General features: G+C 39.1%; 16 protein-coding genes. 13 read left to right on the top strand and 3 right to left on the bottom strand.

The genetic code is table 11. From position 1 onward, the window contains the following. Positions 1–116: 116 nt before the first annotated feature. Positions 117–794 carry a ribose-5-phosphate isomerase RpiA gene (rpiA, locus tag BCR22_RS06145; protein ID WP_069654068.1) on the bottom strand — a complete coding sequence of 226 codons (678 nt, stop codon included), beginning with the start codon at positions 792–794 and terminating at the stop codon, positions 117–119. 352 nt (positions 795–1146) lie between these two features. Here rpiA and rpsL point away from each other — a divergent pair, with 352 nt between their 5' ends. The 4 genes from rpsL to tuf all read left to right on the top strand — a co-directional run bounded on the left by rpsL (position 1147) and on the right by tuf (position 5588). After that, positions 1147–1566 carry a 30S ribosomal protein S12 gene (rpsL, locus tag BCR22_RS06140; RefSeq protein ID WP_010761696.1) on the top strand — a complete coding sequence of 140 codons (420 nt, stop codon included), beginning with the start codon at positions 1147–1149 and terminating at the stop codon, positions 1564–1566. A gap of 56 nt (positions 1567–1622) precedes the next feature. Then, positions 1623–2093: a 30S ribosomal protein S7 gene (gene rpsG, locus BCR22_RS06135; RefSeq protein ID WP_010761695.1), complete on the top strand. Its 471-nt coding sequence runs from the start codon at positions 1623–1625 to the stop codon at positions 2091–2093. An 80-nt stretch (positions 2094–2173) separates the two neighbouring features. Then, positions 2174–4261, top strand: coding sequence for an elongation factor G (fusA, locus tag BCR22_RS06130; protein WP_069654067.1), 2088 nt, complete (start codon positions 2174–2176; stop codon positions 4259–4261). Between the two features lie 139 nt (positions 4262–4400). After that, complete coding sequence (gene tuf / locus BCR22_RS06125; RefSeq protein ID WP_010761693.1) at positions 4401–5588, top strand: elongation factor Tu; 1188 nt, start codon at positions 4401–4403, stop codon at positions 5586–5588. A gap of 150 nt (positions 5589–5738) precedes the next feature. Here the strand turns inward: tuf and BCR22_RS06120 are convergent, their stop codons facing one another. Then, positions 5739–6131 carry a tautomerase family protein gene (locus BCR22_RS06120; protein WP_069654066.1) on the bottom strand — a complete coding sequence of 131 codons (393 nt, stop codon included), beginning with the start codon at positions 6129–6131 and terminating at the stop codon, positions 5739–5741. Between the two features lie 23 nt (positions 6132–6154). Next, positions 6155–6910 carry a DeoR/GlpR family DNA-binding transcription regulator gene (locus BCR22_RS06115; RefSeq protein WP_069654065.1) on the bottom strand — a complete coding sequence of 252 codons (756 nt, stop codon included), beginning with the start codon at positions 6908–6910 and terminating at the stop codon, positions 6155–6157. A gap of 280 nt (positions 6911–7190) precedes the next feature. On the opposite strand from BCR22_RS06115, the gene iolA reads away from it, so the two are divergent. The 9 genes from iolA to BCR22_RS06070 all read left to right on the top strand — a co-directional run bounded on the left by iolA (position 7191) and on the right by BCR22_RS06070 (position 17613). Next, positions 7191–8651, top strand: coding sequence for a methylmalonate-semialdehyde dehydrogenase (gene iolA, locus BCR22_RS06110; protein WP_069654064.1), 1461 nt, complete (start codon positions 7191–7193; stop codon positions 8649–8651). A gap of 19 nt (positions 8652–8670) precedes the next feature. After that, complete coding sequence (iolB, locus tag BCR22_RS06105; protein WP_069654063.1) at positions 8671–9489, top strand: 5-deoxy-glucuronate isomerase; 819 nt, start codon at positions 8671–8673, stop codon at positions 9487–9489. A gap of 14 nt (positions 9490–9503) precedes the next feature. Then, complete coding sequence (gene iolC, locus BCR22_RS06100; RefSeq protein ID WP_069654062.1) at positions 9504–10463, top strand: 5-dehydro-2-deoxygluconokinase; 960 nt, start codon at positions 9504–9506, stop codon at positions 10461–10463. Between the two features lie 21 nt (positions 10464–10484). Next, positions 10485–12398, top strand: a complete 1914-nt coding sequence (gene iolD / locus BCR22_RS06095; protein ID WP_069654061.1) for a 3D-(3,5/4)-trihydroxycyclohexane-1,2-dione acylhydrolase (decyclizing) — start codon at positions 10485–10487, stop codon at positions 12396–12398. Positions 12399–12614: 216 nt separating this feature from the next. Further along, the gene (locus BCR22_RS06090; RefSeq protein WP_069654060.1) at positions 12615–13619 is read left to right on the top strand and encodes a Gfo/Idh/MocA family protein; all 1005 of its coding nucleotides are present in this window, start codon (positions 12615–12617) and stop codon (positions 13617–13619) included. A 56-nt stretch (positions 13620–13675) separates the two neighbouring features. After that, entirely contained in the window at positions 13676–14704 is a 1029-nt protein-coding gene (gene iolG, locus BCR22_RS06085) for an inositol 2-dehydrogenase (protein ID WP_069654059.1), read from the top strand. A 33-nt stretch (positions 14705–14737) separates the two neighbouring features. Continuing rightward, the gene (gene iolE, locus BCR22_RS06080) at positions 14738–15631 is read left to right on the top strand and encodes a myo-inosose-2 dehydratase (protein WP_069654058.1); all 894 of its coding nucleotides are present in this window, start codon (positions 14738–14740) and stop codon (positions 15629–15631) included. A 24-nt stretch (positions 15632–15655) separates the two neighbouring features. Then, positions 15656–17257: a solute:sodium symporter family transporter gene (locus tag BCR22_RS06075; protein ID WP_083241767.1), complete on the top strand. Its 1602-nt coding sequence runs from the start codon at positions 15656–15658 to the stop codon at positions 17255–17257. 50 nt (positions 17258–17307) lie between these two features. Next, the gene (locus tag BCR22_RS06070) at positions 17308–17613 is read left to right on the top strand and encodes a PTS sugar transporter subunit IIB (protein ID WP_069654057.1); all 306 of its coding nucleotides are present in this window, start codon (positions 17308–17310) and stop codon (positions 17611–17613) included. Positions 17614–17886: the final 273 nt, after the last annotated feature.

The raw sequence follows: 17886 nt of genomic DNA, 5'->3' as shown, positions 1-17886 counted from the left end.
AGTAAAAAGTAAAATAGGATACTAAAAATGTAGCATATAAACGAATGGAATGATAGGTGTTTTTTTATCTTTCTTTAATGCTATTCTTTGTTTTCAAATCTATTTCAAATGTTTTGCTATTCTGATACATGAATCGTTTTTGGCCCTGCTTGTCCACCTACGATAACAGTTGAAACAACATTAAGAAATAATCCGTGTTCAACAACACCAACCAACTGATCTAAATAGGTGCCTAATGCAATCGGATCAGTGATTTCTTCTAAATGGAGATCAATGATAGAATGGCCGCCGTCAGTGACCAATAGTTCTTCATTAGGAGTGGTACGCAAAACAGGCGCAAACCCTTTTTCTTCAAATAAACGAACGAGTTGTTGGCTACCGTATGGAACGACTTCAACAGGCAACGGGAATTTACCAAGTTTTTTTACAAGTTTTGAATCATCGACGATCCAAATGCATTTTTTTGAATAGGTTGCAACGATTTTCTCGAACAATAAAGCAGCACCGCCACCTTTGATACCTTGGAAATCTTCACTGATTTCATCTGCTCCATCAATCGTTAAGTCGACATAAGGAACCTCATCGATCCCTTTCAAAGGAATACCTAATGCTAGTGCTTGACGCTCCGTTTCTTTTGATGTAGTGACACCAACGATAGATAAGCCTTCTTCTTTCACGCGGCGCCCAACTTCATCCACCATAAATTTTGCAGTAGATCCAGTTCCCAGGCCTACGATCATACCATCTTCTACATATCTTGCTGCTTCGATTCCTGCCATTTGTTTAAGATTCATCCACTTGTTTACCCCTTTCAAATAATCAAACACATTGTACCGTTAAACGAAAAAAAAAGATAGAATGAATTAGAAAGATTCCTATTTTCTACTATATAAATGCTCCTAGAAAAAAAGATACTAAATAATCTCTCGTTTTATACAAAAAAACTTCGTAAGTGGTTGACATACGTATATTATCATGTTATCCTAGCAAAGGTGCTTTATCTACAGGTCTCTCGTTGAGACGTGCTGACTGTCTATCGAAGCATATTTGATAATAAGTGCAGAGATTGCATTATTTTTTATCGCTAAAAAAGAACCACCTGGATGTGTGGAACTAGATGCGAAAAGAGGAAGGAGGAAACAAGGAATGCCTACAATTAATCAATTAGTACGTAAACCTCGTAAATCAAAGGTGGAGAAATCTAATTCACCAGCGTTGAACAAAGGATATAATAGCTTTAAGAAATCTCAAACGAACGTAAACTCACCACAAAAGCGTGGGGTTTGTACTCGTGTGGGAACAATGACACCTAAAAAACCTAACTCGGCTTTACGTAAATATGCCCGTGTTCGTTTGTCTAACTTAATCGAAGTAACAGCTTATATCCCAGGTATTGGTCACAACTTACAAGAACATAGCGTGGTACTATTACGCGGTGGACGTGTAAAAGATTTACCAGGGGTACGTTATCATATCGTACGTGGTGCGCTTGATACAGCCGGCGTTACAGATCGTAAACAAAGCCGCTCTAAATATGGTACTAAAATGCCTAAAGCTGCTAAATAATTTGACAATCACTAAGGTCTTATATAATAAAGAATTTTCGGAAGGAGGAGTTACGGATGCCACGTAAAGGTCCTGTTACAAAACGCGATGTTTTACCAGATCCAATTTATAACTCAAAATTAGTAACTCGCTTGATCAACCGTGTAATGGTTGATGGTAAACGCGGGATTGCTGCTAATATCATCTATAATTCATTTGATATCATCAAAGAATCTACAGGGAACGATCCATTGGAAGTTTTCGAACAAGCAATGAAAAACGTTATGCCTGTACTAGAAGTAAAAGCTCGCCGTGTTGGGGGTTCTAACTATCAAGTACCAGTTGAAGTTCGTCCAGAACGTCGTACAACTTTAGGTTTACGTTGGGTTGTTAACTATGCTCGCCTACGCGGTGAACATACAATGGAACAACGTCTAGCGAAAGAAATCATGGATGCTGCCAATAACACTGGTGCTTCTGTTAAAAAACGTGAAGACACACACAAAATGGCGGACGCTAACCGTGCGTTTGCACACTATCGTTGGTAAGATCCTCTCTGTATGTAATTTAACTTTACTGCAGACAGTCACTTTACAATCGATTTAAATAAAGAGAGGAGAAACCTAGAATGCCAAGAGAATTTTCGTTAGAAAACACTCGTAATATCGGTATTATGGCGCACGTTGATGCGGGTAAAACTACAACAACAGAGCGTATTTTATACTATACTGGTAAAATCCACAAAATTGGTGAAACGCACGAAGGTGCATCACAAATGGACTGGATGGAACAAGAACAAGAACGTGGTATCACGATCACGTCTGCTGCAACAACTGCAGAGTGGAAAGGGTACCGTGTAAACATTATCGATACACCAGGACACGTGGATTTCACTATTGAAGTTCAACGTTCACTACGTGTATTGGATGGTGCTGTAACCGTTCTTGACTCACAATCAGGTGTGGAACCTCAAACTGAAACAGTTTGGCGTCAAGCAACTGAATATAAAGTTCCACGTGTTGTTTTCTGTAATAAAATGGATAAAATCGGTGCGGATTTCTTATACTCTGTAAACTCATTACATGATCGTTTACAAGCTAACGCTCATCCAATCCAATTACCAATTGGTTCAGAAGATAACTTCACAGGGATCATCGATTTAATTACGATGAAAGCTGAAATCTATACAAATGACTTAGGTACAGACATTCAAGAAACTGAAATTCCAGAAGAATATATGGATCAAGCAGTTGAATGGCGTGAAAAATTAGTTGAAGCAGTTGCTGAAACTGATGAAGACCTAATGATGAAATATCTTGATGGTGAAGAAATTACAATCGAAGAATTAAAAGCGGGCATCCGCCAAGCAACGATCAACGTTGAGTTCTTCCCAGTAATGGCTGGTTCTGCCTTTAAAAATAAAGGTGTTCAATTAATGCTTGATGCAGTTCTTGATTACTTGCCATCACCACTAGATATTGAAGCGATCAAAGGGATCGACGTTAAAACAGACGAAGAAACAACTCGTCCTGCTGATGACGAAGCACCTTTCTCATCGCTAGCATTTAAAGTGATGACTGACCCATTTGTAGGTCGTCTAACATTCTTCCGTGTTTATTCTGGTGTCCTTGAAAGTGGTTCATACGTATTGAACGCTTCTAAAGACAAAAAAGAACGTATCGGTCGTATTTTACAAATGCACGCGAACACTCGTAAAGAAATTGACAAAGTGTTCTCAGGAGATATTGCAGCAGCTGTTGGATTGAAAGATACAACAACTGGTGATACTTTATGTGCGGTAGATTCACCAGTTATTCTTGAATCAATTGAGTTCCCAGAACCAGTTATCCAAGTAGCTGTTGAACCTAAATCAAAAGCTGACCAAGATAAAATGGGTGTAGCGCTGCAAAAACTTGCAGAAGAAGATCCATCATTCCGCGTTGAAACGAACGTTGAAACTGGTGAAACAGTTATCTCTGGTATGGGTGAATTGCACTTAGACGTATTAGTAGACCGTATGAAACGTGAGTTCAAGGTTGAAGCTAACGTTGGTGCTCCACAAGTATCATACCGTGAAACTTTCCGTGCTCCTGTAACTCAGGCAGAAGGTAAGTTTGTACGTCAGTCTGGTGGTAAAGGTCAATACGGACATGTCTGGGTTGAATTTACACCAAACGAAGAAGGTAAAGGCTTCGAATTTGAAAATGCTATCGTCGGTGGTGTGGTTCCTCGTGAATACATCCCTGCGGTTGAAAAAGGCTTGGCAGAATCAATGAACAACGGTGTTCTTGCTGGATATCCATTAGTGGATATCAAAGCAAAACTTTACGACGGTTCATACCATGATGTCGATTCAAATGAAACAGCCTTCCGTGTAGCTGCTTCTATGGCGCTACGTGCGGCTGCTAAAAAAGCAATGCCTGTAATTTTAGAACCAATGATGAAAGTAACGATCACTGTACCAGAAGATTACTTAGGTGATATCATGGGACACGTTACAAGTCGTCGTGGACGTGTTGAAGGTATGGAAGCACACGGTAATTCACAAATCGTTAACGCGATGGTGCCTCTAGCTGAAATGTTCGGTTATGCTACAACATTACGTTCAGCAACACAAGGTCGCGGTACGTTTATGATGGTCTTTGACCACTATGAAGATGTACCAAAATCTGTACAAGAAGAAATCATCAAGAAAAATGGCGGAAACAACGCATAATAGTTAAGAAATAAGTCGTTACTTATTTATGACTAGGATTTTCGAACGATTTCGGTTAAACTTATAAAAGATGATCAGGTAGTTGTCACTATCTATCAAATAAAATAAAAATTCATATATTTTAGGAGGAACATTTAAAATGGCTAAAGAAAAATTTGACCGTTCTAAACCCCATGTAAACATTGGTACTATTGGACACGTTGACCATGGTAAAACTACATTAACTGCTGCAATCGCAACTGTGTTAGCTAAACACGGTGGCGGTGAAGCTCAAAACTATGCTGATATCGATAACGCTCCAGAAGAAAAAGAACGTGGTATCACAATCAACACTTCTCACATCGAGTATGAAACTGATGCTCGTCACTACGCACACGTGGATTGCCCAGGACACGCGGATTACGTTAAAAACATGATCACTGGTGCTGCACAAATGGATGGAGCTATCTTAGTAGTTTCTGCTGCTGATGGTCCTATGCCTCAAACTCGTGAGCACATCTTGTTATCACGTAACGTTGGTGTACCATATATCGTTGTTTTCTTAAACAAAATGGATATGGTAGATGACGAAGAATTATTAGAATTAGTAGAAATGGAAGTTCGTGATTTATTATCTGAATATGACTTCCCAGGTGACGACACTCCTGTTATCGCTGGTTCTGCTTTGAAAGCTTTAGAAGGCGATGCTTCATACGAAGAAAAAATCATGGAATTAATGGCTGCAGTTGATGAGTATATCCCAACTCCAACTCGTGATACTGACAAACCATTCATGATGCCAGTCGAAGACGTATTCTCAATCACTGGACGTGGTACAGTTGCTACTGGCCGTGTTGAACGTGGAGAAGTTCGCGTTGGTGACGAAATCGAAATCGTTGGTATTAAAGAAGATACTGCTAAAACAACAGTTACTGGTGTTGAAATGTTCCGTAAATTGTTAGACTACGCTGAAGCTGGCGATAACATCGGTGCTTTATTACGTGGTGTTGCACGTGAAGATATCGAACGTGGACAAGTATTGGCAAAACCTGCTTCAATCACTCCACACACAAAATTTAAAGCTGAAGTTTATGTTTTATCAAAAGAAGAAGGCGGACGTCACACTCCATTCTTCACTAACTACCGTCCTCAGTTCTACTTCCGTACAACTGACGTAACTGGTGTAGTTGAATTACCAGAAGGCGTTGAAATGGTAATGCCTGGTGATAACGTTGCAATGGACGTTGAATTGATCCACCCAATCGCTATCGAAGACGGAACTCGTTTCTCTATTCGTGAAGGTGGACGTACTGTTGGTTCAGGCGTTGTTTCTGAAATCACTAAATAATTTAAATTTAACGATTTAATATAAAGGAATAAAACCGACGTAAAACATCGGGGTACTCGGACGTAAGCCGAAGGGATTTCCCTTCGGCTTTTTTGTGTTTTAAGGCGTAAAAATAGACTGAAGAAATTATCTGCAGTCTATTTTTTTATCTTAAAGCTTTCCAGTCAGAAACTGAGCTTCTCCAAAGCCAAAGCTCCAATCTGCATCATCATTGATGACGAAAGAAACAAGTAAGTTTTTAGGGGCAATCCCACATAACTCATCTAATTGCTGTGCCAGTGATCGATAAAATTTTTCTTTTTGAGCTGTAGTTCGTTGCCGACTAATAACGGTTAATGAAATCATCTTAGCGGGATCTCTATTAAATCCCAACCCGGTATCTTCTAACACCATTTCAAAAGGTTTGTGCTGCGTAACGATTTGATACCTATCGCCTGTTGGAACATCAAAAGACGCTAAGACTACTGAATGAGCAATATCAAGTATCGTTTGGATTTCTTCTTTACTGCGCCCTTCGACCAAATCAAATTTTAGTAATGGCAAGTTAAGCCCTCCTTTTTTTCTAGCTAGTTGCTATATAAAAGTTCTATCGTATGTGAGTTGCAAAACTCTACATATTCTTCAGGTATATCTCTTGATGTAACGATGCCCTTGATATTCTCTAAAGGTGAATAGGTCAGCAAAGTAGAGTGGTCAAATTTCGAGCTATCGGCGAGTAGATAAACATCTTTGGTTCTTTCGACAATCATTTTTTTTATCCGATATTCCATCAAATCTGAATTTGTTAAACCACTAGTGATCGAAACCCCAGTTGCTGCCATGAATGCTTTGTTTATATTGTATCTAGTCACGATGGTTTCATCCTCGATTCCGACAAAAGAACGTGTATCTCTTTTATAACTATTACCGATAAGGATTAGTTGGACATTTTTCATTGCGGCCGCAAGGTTAATAATATCGAGATTATTTGTTAATAAAGTAAACGATAACTCTGGATCGATATGTTTCAAAATTTGACTAGTTGTTGTGCCTGAATCAACATAAATTAAATCTTCTTCTTTGATTAACGAGGCGGCTCGTGCACCGATCTGCTCCTTCTCTGTCTGATTATAGATAGTTCGATTTTCAAAAGAAACCAAGTTGTTTTCTACGTAAACGACGCCACCATAAACTTTTTTTATAGTTCCTCTTTTTTCCAATTCATTGATATCTCGGCGAATCGTATTTTTAGAGACGTTGAAAACATGACACAGTTCATCAAGAGAAATACTGCCTTGTTGTTGTATGTAATTTTCAATTTGCTGTATACGTTGTAATTTCATATTCCGTAGCCTTTCCACTTCGTGTGATTAGATTCACTATAACATATGGTCTTAATGTAATCAACATATAACCAATTTTGTGTAATTTCGCCATTTTTTATCCACATTATTTTGTTTTAGACTCGGAAGTTAGCAAGAAGTGACCAAAAAATAGAACTTTTCACCTAAAATGGGTTGACTATTAGAAAAACGAATTGTACAATGTAATCAAAAGTTAACCAAAAATATCAAGATGTAACCAACGTGTTGATTTTTAATAGAAACTAAGGAGGATGTTATTATGGCAGCGATACGAAAGTTAAAAAATTATATTGGTGGCAAATGGGTGTCTAGCCGTACAGAAACATATGAAACGGTTTATAATCCAGCTACGAAAGAAGTGTTGTGTGAAGTACCACTTTCTACAAAAGAAGATTTAGAAGAGGCTGTCACAATTGCTAGTGAAGCTTTTGAAACATGGAAAGAGCTAGCTGTGCCAAGACGTGCCAGAATTCTTTTTAATTATCAACAACTCTTGATTAAACATAAAGCGGAATTGGCTCGTTTAATTACGCTCGAAAATGGGAAAAATCTTAACGAAGCTCTAGGTGAAGTGCAAAGGGGTATTGAAAATGTAGAATTTGCTGCTGGAACGCCAACATTAATGATGGGGGATTCATTATCTTCGATTGCAACAGATGTAGAAGTTGCTAACTATCGTTACCCAATTGGAGTAGTCGCGGGCATTTCGCCTTTTAACTTTCCGATGATGGTTCCTTGTTGGATGTTTCCGATGGCGATTTCTTGTGGAAATAGTTTCGTTTTAAAACCGTCGGAAAGAACGCCTTTGCTAACTGAACGATTGGCTGAATTATTTACAGAGGCGGGGTTACCAGCTGGCGTATTTAATATTGTATATGGCGCACATGATGTTGTGAATGGGATTTTAGAACATCCAGAAGTGAAAGCGATTTCCTTTGTTGGCTCAAAACCAGTCGGCGAGTATGTTTATACAGAAGGTAGTAAAAATTTGAAACGAGTGCAAGCATTGACCGGTGCCAAAAACCATTCAATTGTTTTAAAAGACGCAGACTTAGATGATGCTGTGACCAATATTGTATCTGCTGCTTTTGGTTCTGCAGGTGAGCGTTGTATGGCATGTGCAGTGGTAACCGTTGAAGAAGAAATAGCAGATGCCTTTATCGCTAAGTTAAAAGAAAAAGCAACAGGTGTAAAAGTCGGAAATGGCTTGGATGATGGCGTCTTTTTGGGGCCGGTTATTCGTGAAGAAAATCAAAAAAGAACACTAGCGTATATTGAAAAAGGAATTGAAGAAGGAGCACGCTTGATTGCGGATGGTAGGGAGAATATTCCACAGAATGGTTATTTTGTCGGTCCAACTATTTTTGATGGTGTGACAACGGATATGACGATTTGGCGGGATGAAATTTTTGCTCCAGTATTGTCGATCATCAGAGTAGAAAACTTACAAGAAGCCGTTGCGACAGCGAATCAGTCTGAATTCGCAAACGGAGCTTGTCTGTTCACTAATAATGCCTCAGCGATTCGTTACTTTAGAGAAAATATTGATGCAGGTATGCTAGGAATCAATTTAGGTGTACCAGCGCCGATGGCATTCTTCCCGTTTTCAGGTTGGAAGTCCTCGTTTTACGGGACGCTTCATGCAAATGGCAAAGACAGTGTAGAGTTTTATACGCGTAAAAAAGTAGTCACAGCACGGTATCCTAAGACAAATATTTAATGGGAAAGAAGGTGTAAGGATGGTTCATTTAAAGTATAAACCTATCCCACAAGAGTTAGTAAAAGGCACCACGTTACTTCAGCGGATCAATAAAAATAATGCAGCTTTACAGTACATTGAATTGAAAGTCATAAAAATGACGAGTGGAAGTAAATTTCAAGAATCATTAGGAAAGCAAGAAGTGTGTATCGTTGCCCTAACAGGAAAAATCACAGTAACAGATGGAGAACAAACCTTTAAGACAATCGGCACGCGAAAAAACGTCTTTGAAAAAATTCCAACGGATAGTGTCTATATCTCGATAGAGCAAACGTTCGATATTACAGCGATAACTGAAGCCACGGTGATTCTATGTTACTCACCATCTGATAAGAAAAAAACAACTACTCTGATTAAAGCATCAGATAATACCATTGAACGTAGAGGGAAATATCAGAATAAACGTTTGGTGCATAATATTTTACCAGATACAAGTCCAATTGCTGATCGTTTGTTAGTTGTGGAAGTGTTTACTGATGGGGGGAACTGGTCTAGTTATCCACCTCATAAGCACGATCAAGACAATTTGCCTCTAGAATCGAAATTAGAAGAAACGTATTATCATGAAATGAATCCCAGACAAGGGTTTGTTTTTCAACGAGTGTATACAGATGATCGCTTACTGGATGAAACGATGGCTATAGAAAATGGTGATGTCGTCGTTGTTCCAGAGGGGTATCACCCAGTAAGTGTACCAGATGGTTACGATTCTTATTACTTGAATGTAATGGCAGGCCCAACTAGAAAGTGGCAGTTTCATAATGATCCTGACCACGAATGGATTTTAAACAGAGAATAGAAGGAGTGACAAGGATGACAAAAACATTTGATATGATTGCCCTTGGTCGAGCGTGTATTGACTTGAATGCAGTGGAGTATGATCGACCGATGGAAGAAACGATGACCTTTAAAAAATATGTAGGTGGTTCACCAGCAAATATCGCAATTGGCAGTGCCAAGTTAGGTGTGAAAGTTGGTTTTATTGGGAAAATTTCAGATGACCAGCATGGACGTTTCATCAAAGAATACATGAGCGAAGCTGGAATAGATACGAGCCAACTGTTCACTGATCAAAAAGGACACAAAGCAGGATTGGCATTTACGGAGATCAAAAGCCCAGAAGAATGCAGCATTTTGATGTATCGAGATCAAGTGGCGGACTTGTACCTAGCGCCGGAAGAAATCGATGAAGAATACATCAAACAAACAGATCTCTTGTTGGTATCTGGAACGGCACTTGCGCAAAGTCCTTCCAGAGAGGCGGTATTAAAAGCGATTGCTTATGCTAGAAAAAATCAGGTGAAAGTTGCGTTTGAACTAGATTATCGTCCGTACACATGGCAATCACCAGAAGACGTTTCCGTTTATTATTCAATTGTTGCTGAAAATGCTGATATTGTGATCGGTACAAGAGATGAATATGATGAAATGGAAGGTAAAAAAGGTGGAACAAATCAAGCGACTACAGACTATCTATTTCAGCATCGTCCTGAATTGATTGTGATCAAACACGGCGTAAAAGGTTCTTATGCCTATACCAAAAAGGGAGAAACCTATCAAGCGGGTTCGTATAAGACCCAAGTCTTGAAAACGTTCGGTGCAGGTGATTCTTATGCAGCAGCCTTTTTATATGCATTAAATACAGGGAAAGACATCGAAACCGCATTGAAATATGGAAGTGCATCGGCGGCTATTGTTGTTAGTAAACATAGTTCATCAGAAGCAATGCCAACAGCCAAAGAAATCGAACAATTAATTGCAGATCAATCTTGATTAAAGTAAGGCGGGAAAGTAATGGCTAAAAAAATTCGATTAACCACAGCACAAGCACTGATTAAATTTTTGAATCAACAATATATTCAAGTTGATGGTGAAGAATTCCCTTTTGTTGAAGGTATTTTTAATGTCTTTGGCCATGGGAATGTCTTAGGAATCGGTCAAGCACTTGAAGAAAATCCAGGGCATTTGAAGGTAATTCAAGGGAAAAATGAACAAGGGATGACACATGCAGCAGTAGCCTATAGTCGGCAGAAGTTAAGACAGAAAATTTTTGCTGTTACAGCTTCAGCTGGTCCAGGATCTGCCAACATGCTCACAGCGGCGGCAACTGCGTTTGCCAACAACATCCCAGTGCTGATCTTACCGGCAGATACGTTTGCTACACGTCAGCCTGATCCAGTTTTACAACAATTAGAACACGAAACCAGTGCGGCAATCACAACGAATGATGCCTTTAAAGCGGTCTCTAAATATTGGGATCGTGTTCAACGACCAGAACAATTGATGAGTAGTCTGCTACGAGCGTTTGAAGTCATGACGAATCCAGCGAGCTGTGGTCCGGCAACGATTTGTATTGCTCAAGATACTGAAGCAGAAGCGTATGATTACGATGAAGAATTTTTTAAAAAGAGGGTGCATTACGTTGATCGGCAAGTTCCTACAGAGCGTGAACTAAATGGTGCCGTAGAAAGAATTACGACAAGTAAGAAGCCAGTCATCATCGTCGGAGGTGGAGCAAAGTATTCCCAGGCACGTGAAGCATTGATTCATTTGTCTACACAATGTGGGATTCCGTTAGTTGAAACACCTGCAGGTAAATCAACTGTAGAAGCAGATTTTAAAAATAACTTAGGGGGTACGGGTGTTTTAGGAACTTTGGCTGCTAATAAGGCAATTCGACAAGCTGATTTGGTTATTGGAATCGGCACAAGGTATACGGATTTTACCACGTCTTCTAAAACCGCTTTCAATTATGACCAAACGAAATTTTTAAATATCAATGTCAATCGCATGCAGGCCTATAAGTTTGATGCGTTCCAGCTTATCGGTGATGCAAAAGAGACAGTAGAGAATCTGATCCCAATGTTGGCAGACTATCAAACGTCATTTGGTGGAGATATCAAGGTTCTAAAAGAAGAATGGGCTGTTGAAAGAAAGCGTCTAGGTGATATTTCTTTTTCGAGGGAGAACTTTTCTCCAGAGATCAAAGACCAATTCACACAAGAAATTCTCAATGAATATTCGGATGTGCTACAGACAGAACTAACTCAGACGAGTGCATTTCTTGCGGTTAATAACAATGTGGCTAAAGACAGTGTTGTCATTGCGTCAGCTGGATCTTTACCTGGTGATATGCAGCGTTTATGGAATCCGCTCGTGCCGAATACGTATCATCTTGAATATGGTTATTCTTGTATGGGTTATGAAATCAGTGGTGCTTTAGGTGTGAAATTAGCCAGTCCAACACAAGAAGTCTATGCCATGGTAGGGGACGGGAGTTTCTTGATGCTTCACTCAGAACTAATCACGGCATTACAATATGGGCAAAAAATCAATATTCTGCTATTCGATAATTCTGGATTTGGCTGTATCAATAATTTACAAATGGGTAACGGTAGCAGTAGCTATAAGTGTGAATTTAGAGATCATCGTGAACGAATCATGAATATAGATTATGCGAAAGTTGCGGAAGGCTATGGCGCCAAAAGTTATCGTGCTAATACGAAAGAAGAACTGATTGCAGCGCTAGAAGATGCTAAAAAACAAGAAAAATCTACTCTGATTGAAATGAAGGTTTTACCAAAAACAATGTCAGATGGGTATGACAGTTGGTGGCACGTTGGGGTTGCAGAAGTTTCAAAAAGTCTGGCAGTTCAAGAGGCGTATGAGCGTAGTCAAAAAATGTTGGAAAAAGCCAAAGAGTATTAGCATGACATTAGGTTGGATCGGGAGCGTTTCACTTCACGAAATAAGAAGGAGTTGTTTCTGATCTTACCGTTTATTCAAATTATAGGTCTATAGGATATGGTTCAATCAGTTATAGCCCAGATGCAAATAAGCAAATTGTTTTGAAAGCGTATACGATTTGAGATGACGAAGGAAGTTGTCCAGCAGGTTTGTAAAAAAGAAAATGGAGGCAAAACAATGGATTTAAAAGTTGGCGTCATTGGGACAGGTGCAATTGGCATCGAACATATCAAACGAATCAATGAAAAAGTGCAAGGCGCGTACGTGACTGCGGTATCAGATATAAATGTAGAACAAGCTCAGCGTTTAGCAAATCAGATTGATGCTGTCTTTTTTGAAACAGGAGAAGAATTGATTGCTTCACCTGATGTGGCTATTGTTGTGGTAACTTCTTGGGATCCAACCCATGAAAAATATGTTTTAGAAGCAATTAAACATGGAAAATATGTTTTCTGTGAAAAACCTTTAGCGACAGATAGCGCAGGTTGTAAACGAATCGTTGATGCTGAAGTAAAAGCAGGAAAGAAATTAGTTCAAGTCGGCTTTATGAGACGATACGATCGAGGTTATATTGAATTGAAAGAAGCCATCGAAACCAAAAAATTCGGTGAACCCTTGATGCTTCATTGCGCCCATAGAAACCCAACGGCAGATGAAAACTATTTAACGCCAATGGCGATCATTAACACAGGAATCCATGAACTCGATGCTTTGCGTTGGTTGCTTCAAGAAGATTATGTTTCAGCTCAAATGATTTTGCCTAAACAAACGAGTTTCACACATGAAAAACTGCATGATCCACAGATGTTGATTTTAGAAACAGTTTCTGGTGTCCATATCGATTTAGAGATTTTCGTTAATTGTCAGTTTGGTTATGATATCAAATGTGATGTTGTCTGTGAAACGGGAGAAATTGGATTAGAAGATCCAGCATACACACATGTGAAGGCAAAAGGAAAAAATTATACCAAGATCGCGCCAGATTGGCAAACTCGTTTTGTTGAAGCGTATGACTATGAATTTGAATTATGGATTCGTTCGATTCAAACGGGCAATCTAACTGGACCGACTGCTTGGGATGGTTATGCGGCGGCCGTTACGATGGACGCTTGTGGTAAGGCTAGAGATACAGGTGAGCGAACATTGATTCAGTTACCTGAATGTCCAGCATTATATAAATGAAGCAACGTTAGTAAATAAATCAACATCTAACTTTTAATTATAGGAGGAAGTAAAGAGTGGAAAAAATCAAGGTTGGAATTGTCGGCTTAGGCCGTCTGGGGAAAGTTCACGCAAAAAATTTAGCTGAAAATGTTCAAGGGTGTCAATTAATTGCTGCTTGTAGTTTTGTACAAGAAGAATTAGATTATGCAATCAGGGAATTAGGGGTAGAAGAAACCTATCAAGACTATGAAGAAATGGTCAAAAGTCCAACGATTGATGCGGTGTTTATTGTGTCCCCTTCTGGCTTTCACTGCGAGCAGATTCAATTGGCGATGGAACATGGAAAACACGTTTTTAGTGAAAAACCGATTGGCTTGGATTTAGCTGAAATCGAAGCGACAGAGCGAGTAATTAAAAGTCGTCCGGAACAAGTATTTATGTTGGGGTTCATGCGCCGTTATGACGATTCTTATCGTTATGCCAAACAATTAGTAGAGGATGGGGAATTAGGAGAGCTGACTTTGATGCGCTGTTATAGTATCGATCCTAGTTCAGGTATGGAAAGCTTTGTGAAGTTTGCGGGTGCCAGCGATAGTGGAGGGATTTTTATGGATATGTCAATTCACGATATCGATTTAGTCCGTTGGTTTACAGAAAAAGAAGTAAGTAAAGTATGGGCGCTAGGGAAAAATGCTGCATATCCTGAATTGGATAAAGTAGGAGAATTGGAAACAGGAGCGGCCATGATGCAATTGGAAAACCAAGCGATGGCGATCTTAGTTGCAGGTCGTAATTGTCATCATGGGTACCATGTAGAAACTGAGCTGATTGGAACGAAAGGGATGCTTAGAGTGGCAGCGGCGCCAGAAAAAAATCTTGTTACGATCATGGATGAAAAAGGCGTTGTACGAGCTTGTTCACAAGATTTTCCTGAACGCTTTCGTGAAGCTTTTGTTAATGAAGCGAAAGAGTTTATTGCATGTATCAAAGAAAAACGCCAACCACAAGTTTCAGCTTATGATGGGCTACAGTCAACTAAAATCGCACTAGCGTGTAAGCAATCATTTGAAACAAATGAATTGATCACAATTGAAAATCTATAGATAGCAGTCTTTTGAAAGGGGAGAAAAAATAAAATGAATGAGTCAAAAATCCGTTTGGGCATTGCGCCGATTGCCTGGACAAATGATGATATGCCGGAGTTAGGGAAAGAAAATACGTTTGAACAGTGTATTAGTGAGATGGCTTTGTCCGGGTATGTAGGGACTGAAATTGGGAATAAATACCCGAAAGATCCAGATGTATTACGACCATATCTTGATGTTCGAGGGTTGTCAGTCGCAAGTGCTTGGTTTAGTGCCTTTTTAACGACGAAACCATATGAAGAGACAGAGCAAGCATTTATTGAACATATGAATTTTCTCCATGCTATGGGGGCTAAAGTGATTGTTGTGTCGGAACAGGGCCATAGTATTCAAGGTCAGATGGACCAGGCAATTTTCAAAGAAAAGCCGGTATTTTCTGCGTCTGATTGGCAAGCGTTAGCAACTGGATTGGAACGCTTGGGTGCGTTGGCAAATGCGAAGGGGATGACGATTGTTTATCATCATCATATGGGGACAGGTGTGCAAACGACCGAAGAAATCACTCGTTTGATGGACTTGACGGATCCTGAAAAAGTTTCTTTGCTATTTGATACCGGACATTTGGTCTTTTCTGGCGAAGACCCAATTGAAATTTATCAAAAATATCAAGAGCGTATCAAGCACATTCATTTCAAAGATATACGAGAGCAGATAGCAAGACAAGTCAGCACAACGGAGCAAAGTTTTTTAAATGCAGTTAAGTCAGGAGTATTTACTGTTCCGGGAGACGGGATGATCGATTTTGCACCGATTTGGGAAGTTATCAAGAGTAGTGATTACGAAGGGTGGATTGTTGTTGAAGCCGAACAAGATCCGGCGAAGGCTAATCCTTTTGAATACGCAGTGAAAGCGAGAGATTACATTCGCGAAATCACGAGTATTTAAAAACAAAAAAAGGAGCGGAAATCTATGAACCTATTTTCTCTTATTAGTTTTGTCGTCATCGTGGCTTGTGTTTGGATTTTTGCGTACAGTCGTGCGAAAGGTGTGGATACTTCTGGATCAGAAGGGTTCTTTATGGGTGGAAGAAGTTTGACCGCTTTGCCAATTGCAGGCTCGATTATCATGACGAATCTATCCACTGAACAAATCGTTGGTCAGAACGGGCAAAGTTATCACGCTGGTATGGAAGTTATGGCGTGGGAAGTAACAGCTGCGATTGCAATTGTTGCCTTAGCGGTCATTTTTTTACCGAAATATTTCAAATATGGTATCAACACCGTTTCAGATTTTATTGAAATTCGCTATGATACAGTAACAAAACGGATTATTTCGATTCTATTTATCGTGACGTATATGATTTCATTTTTACCGGTTGTTTTATACTCAGGTTCACTTGTTTTTAACAAAATTTTTCATATAGATGAATTGTTAGGTGTTCGTCCGATTGTCGCAATTATTTTGGTTGCCTTAATCATCGGCGTGATCGGAATTCTCTATTTATTGATTGGTGGATTATCATTGAGTGCCAATAGCGATACCGTATATGGTGTTGGGTTGTTGATTTGTGGTTTATTGATTCCAATCTTAGGTGTAATGAAACTAGGTGATGGGAACTTTATTGGTGGTGTGGATTATATTGTCGACCATACCCCGTGGTTGTTAAACTCTGTTGGCGCAATCGATTCAGCGATTGTCCCTTGGCCAACGTTGATCACGGGAATGTTGTTCAATAATTTATATTTCTGGTGTACGAATCAAATGATCGTGCAAAAAGCGTTATCAGGGAAAAATCTAGCAGAAGCGCAAAAAGGAACTTTTATCGTAGGACTTTTCAAAGTATTTGGTGCGTTGTTCTTAGTATTTCCAGGTATCGTCGCACGTAATATTTTCGGTGATGCACTGATGAGTAATCCCGACAATGCATATCCATATCTTGTGACGGAGGTTTTACCCCAAGCATTGTTTGGTGTATTTGCAGCTGTGATTTTCGGGGCAATTCTGTCTTCCTTTGCGGGTGCGTTGAATGCAACAGCGACTCTGTTTTCGTTAGATTTCTACAAACCTGTGATTAATAAACAAGCGGATGATAAACAAATTGCTCGGGCTGGGAAAATTGTTACTATAATAGTTGGCGTAATATCTGTGATTGTTGCACCGTTCATTTCCTTCGCTCCAGCAGGATTATATCAGTTTGTACAAGAGTTCAACGGATTATATAATATGCCGTTGTTGGTTATTATCCTGTTTGCCTTTTATTCGAAAAAAGCGACAGCTATCGCAGCGAAATCAACAATTGCGATTCATATTGTGTTGTATGCATTATCAAAAGTCTTTTTGAAAGATATTCATTTCTTGTATGTGTTGAGTCTGCTATTTTTCTTAGATATTTTGATCATGTTGGCAATTTCTAAGTGGAAACCAGATGGAACATTTGTGTTGGAGTCCTTCGATACGAAAGTAGACATCAAACCTTGGCGTTATACGAAAGTCGTTTCGATTGTTTTGGTGGTAATTGTCATTTTGACTTATGTTGCTTTTTCTCCAGTAGGTTTAGCGAGCTTGCGATAAGGTGAGCTTAGTGTTAGGGAAAAAGAATGTCGATTAGCAGGAGGGTTGATATGGAAAAAACGATTTTGATTATCTGTGAATCTGGAATCAGTGCTTCATTATTGGTTTCAAAAATTCTCGAGTCTCTTAGGGAAAAAGAGTTAGAATACGCAATCGATTATGCACCTGTAAGTCGTATTCAAGAGAAACTTATGTTTAAAAATTATGATGTATTACTTTTAACACCTCAAGTTGCAAGATATGAGGAGCAAATACGAGGGATTGTTGATCAGGAAAAATGTACGTCTAAGATTGTTTTTATGAAACCAGAAGATTTTCAGTATATGAATGTTGAACGAATGATTAGTCAACTATAAACAAGTATTTTTGTTAAAAAGGGAAAGGGTAAAACGAAAAAGTTTTGCTCTGTCTTTTTTTTCTTCAAAATAGTAGTTGCGCGCAAGGAGCTTCCGTTGTCAAAACGATTCACTTTCCTTCTATTAATATATACAGTTTTTTATTGCTGACTGAATCAGTTGTATACAAAAGAATAATAATCAAAAGAATGCTTGCAAAAAAAATATCTTTTTTCTGAAAAAAACCTTGCTATTACTATGTTTCTATAATATAATTACAAAGGTGCTATTTAC

The sequence above is a fragment of the Enterococcus plantarum genome, from assembly GCF_001730295.1.
GTDB classification, from domain to species: domain Bacteria; phylum Bacillota; class Bacilli; order Lactobacillales; family Enterococcaceae; genus Enterococcus_L; species Enterococcus_L plantarum.
Note: the sequence above shows the minus strand (reverse complement) of the source record. Positions and strands in the feature narration are given on the sequence as shown.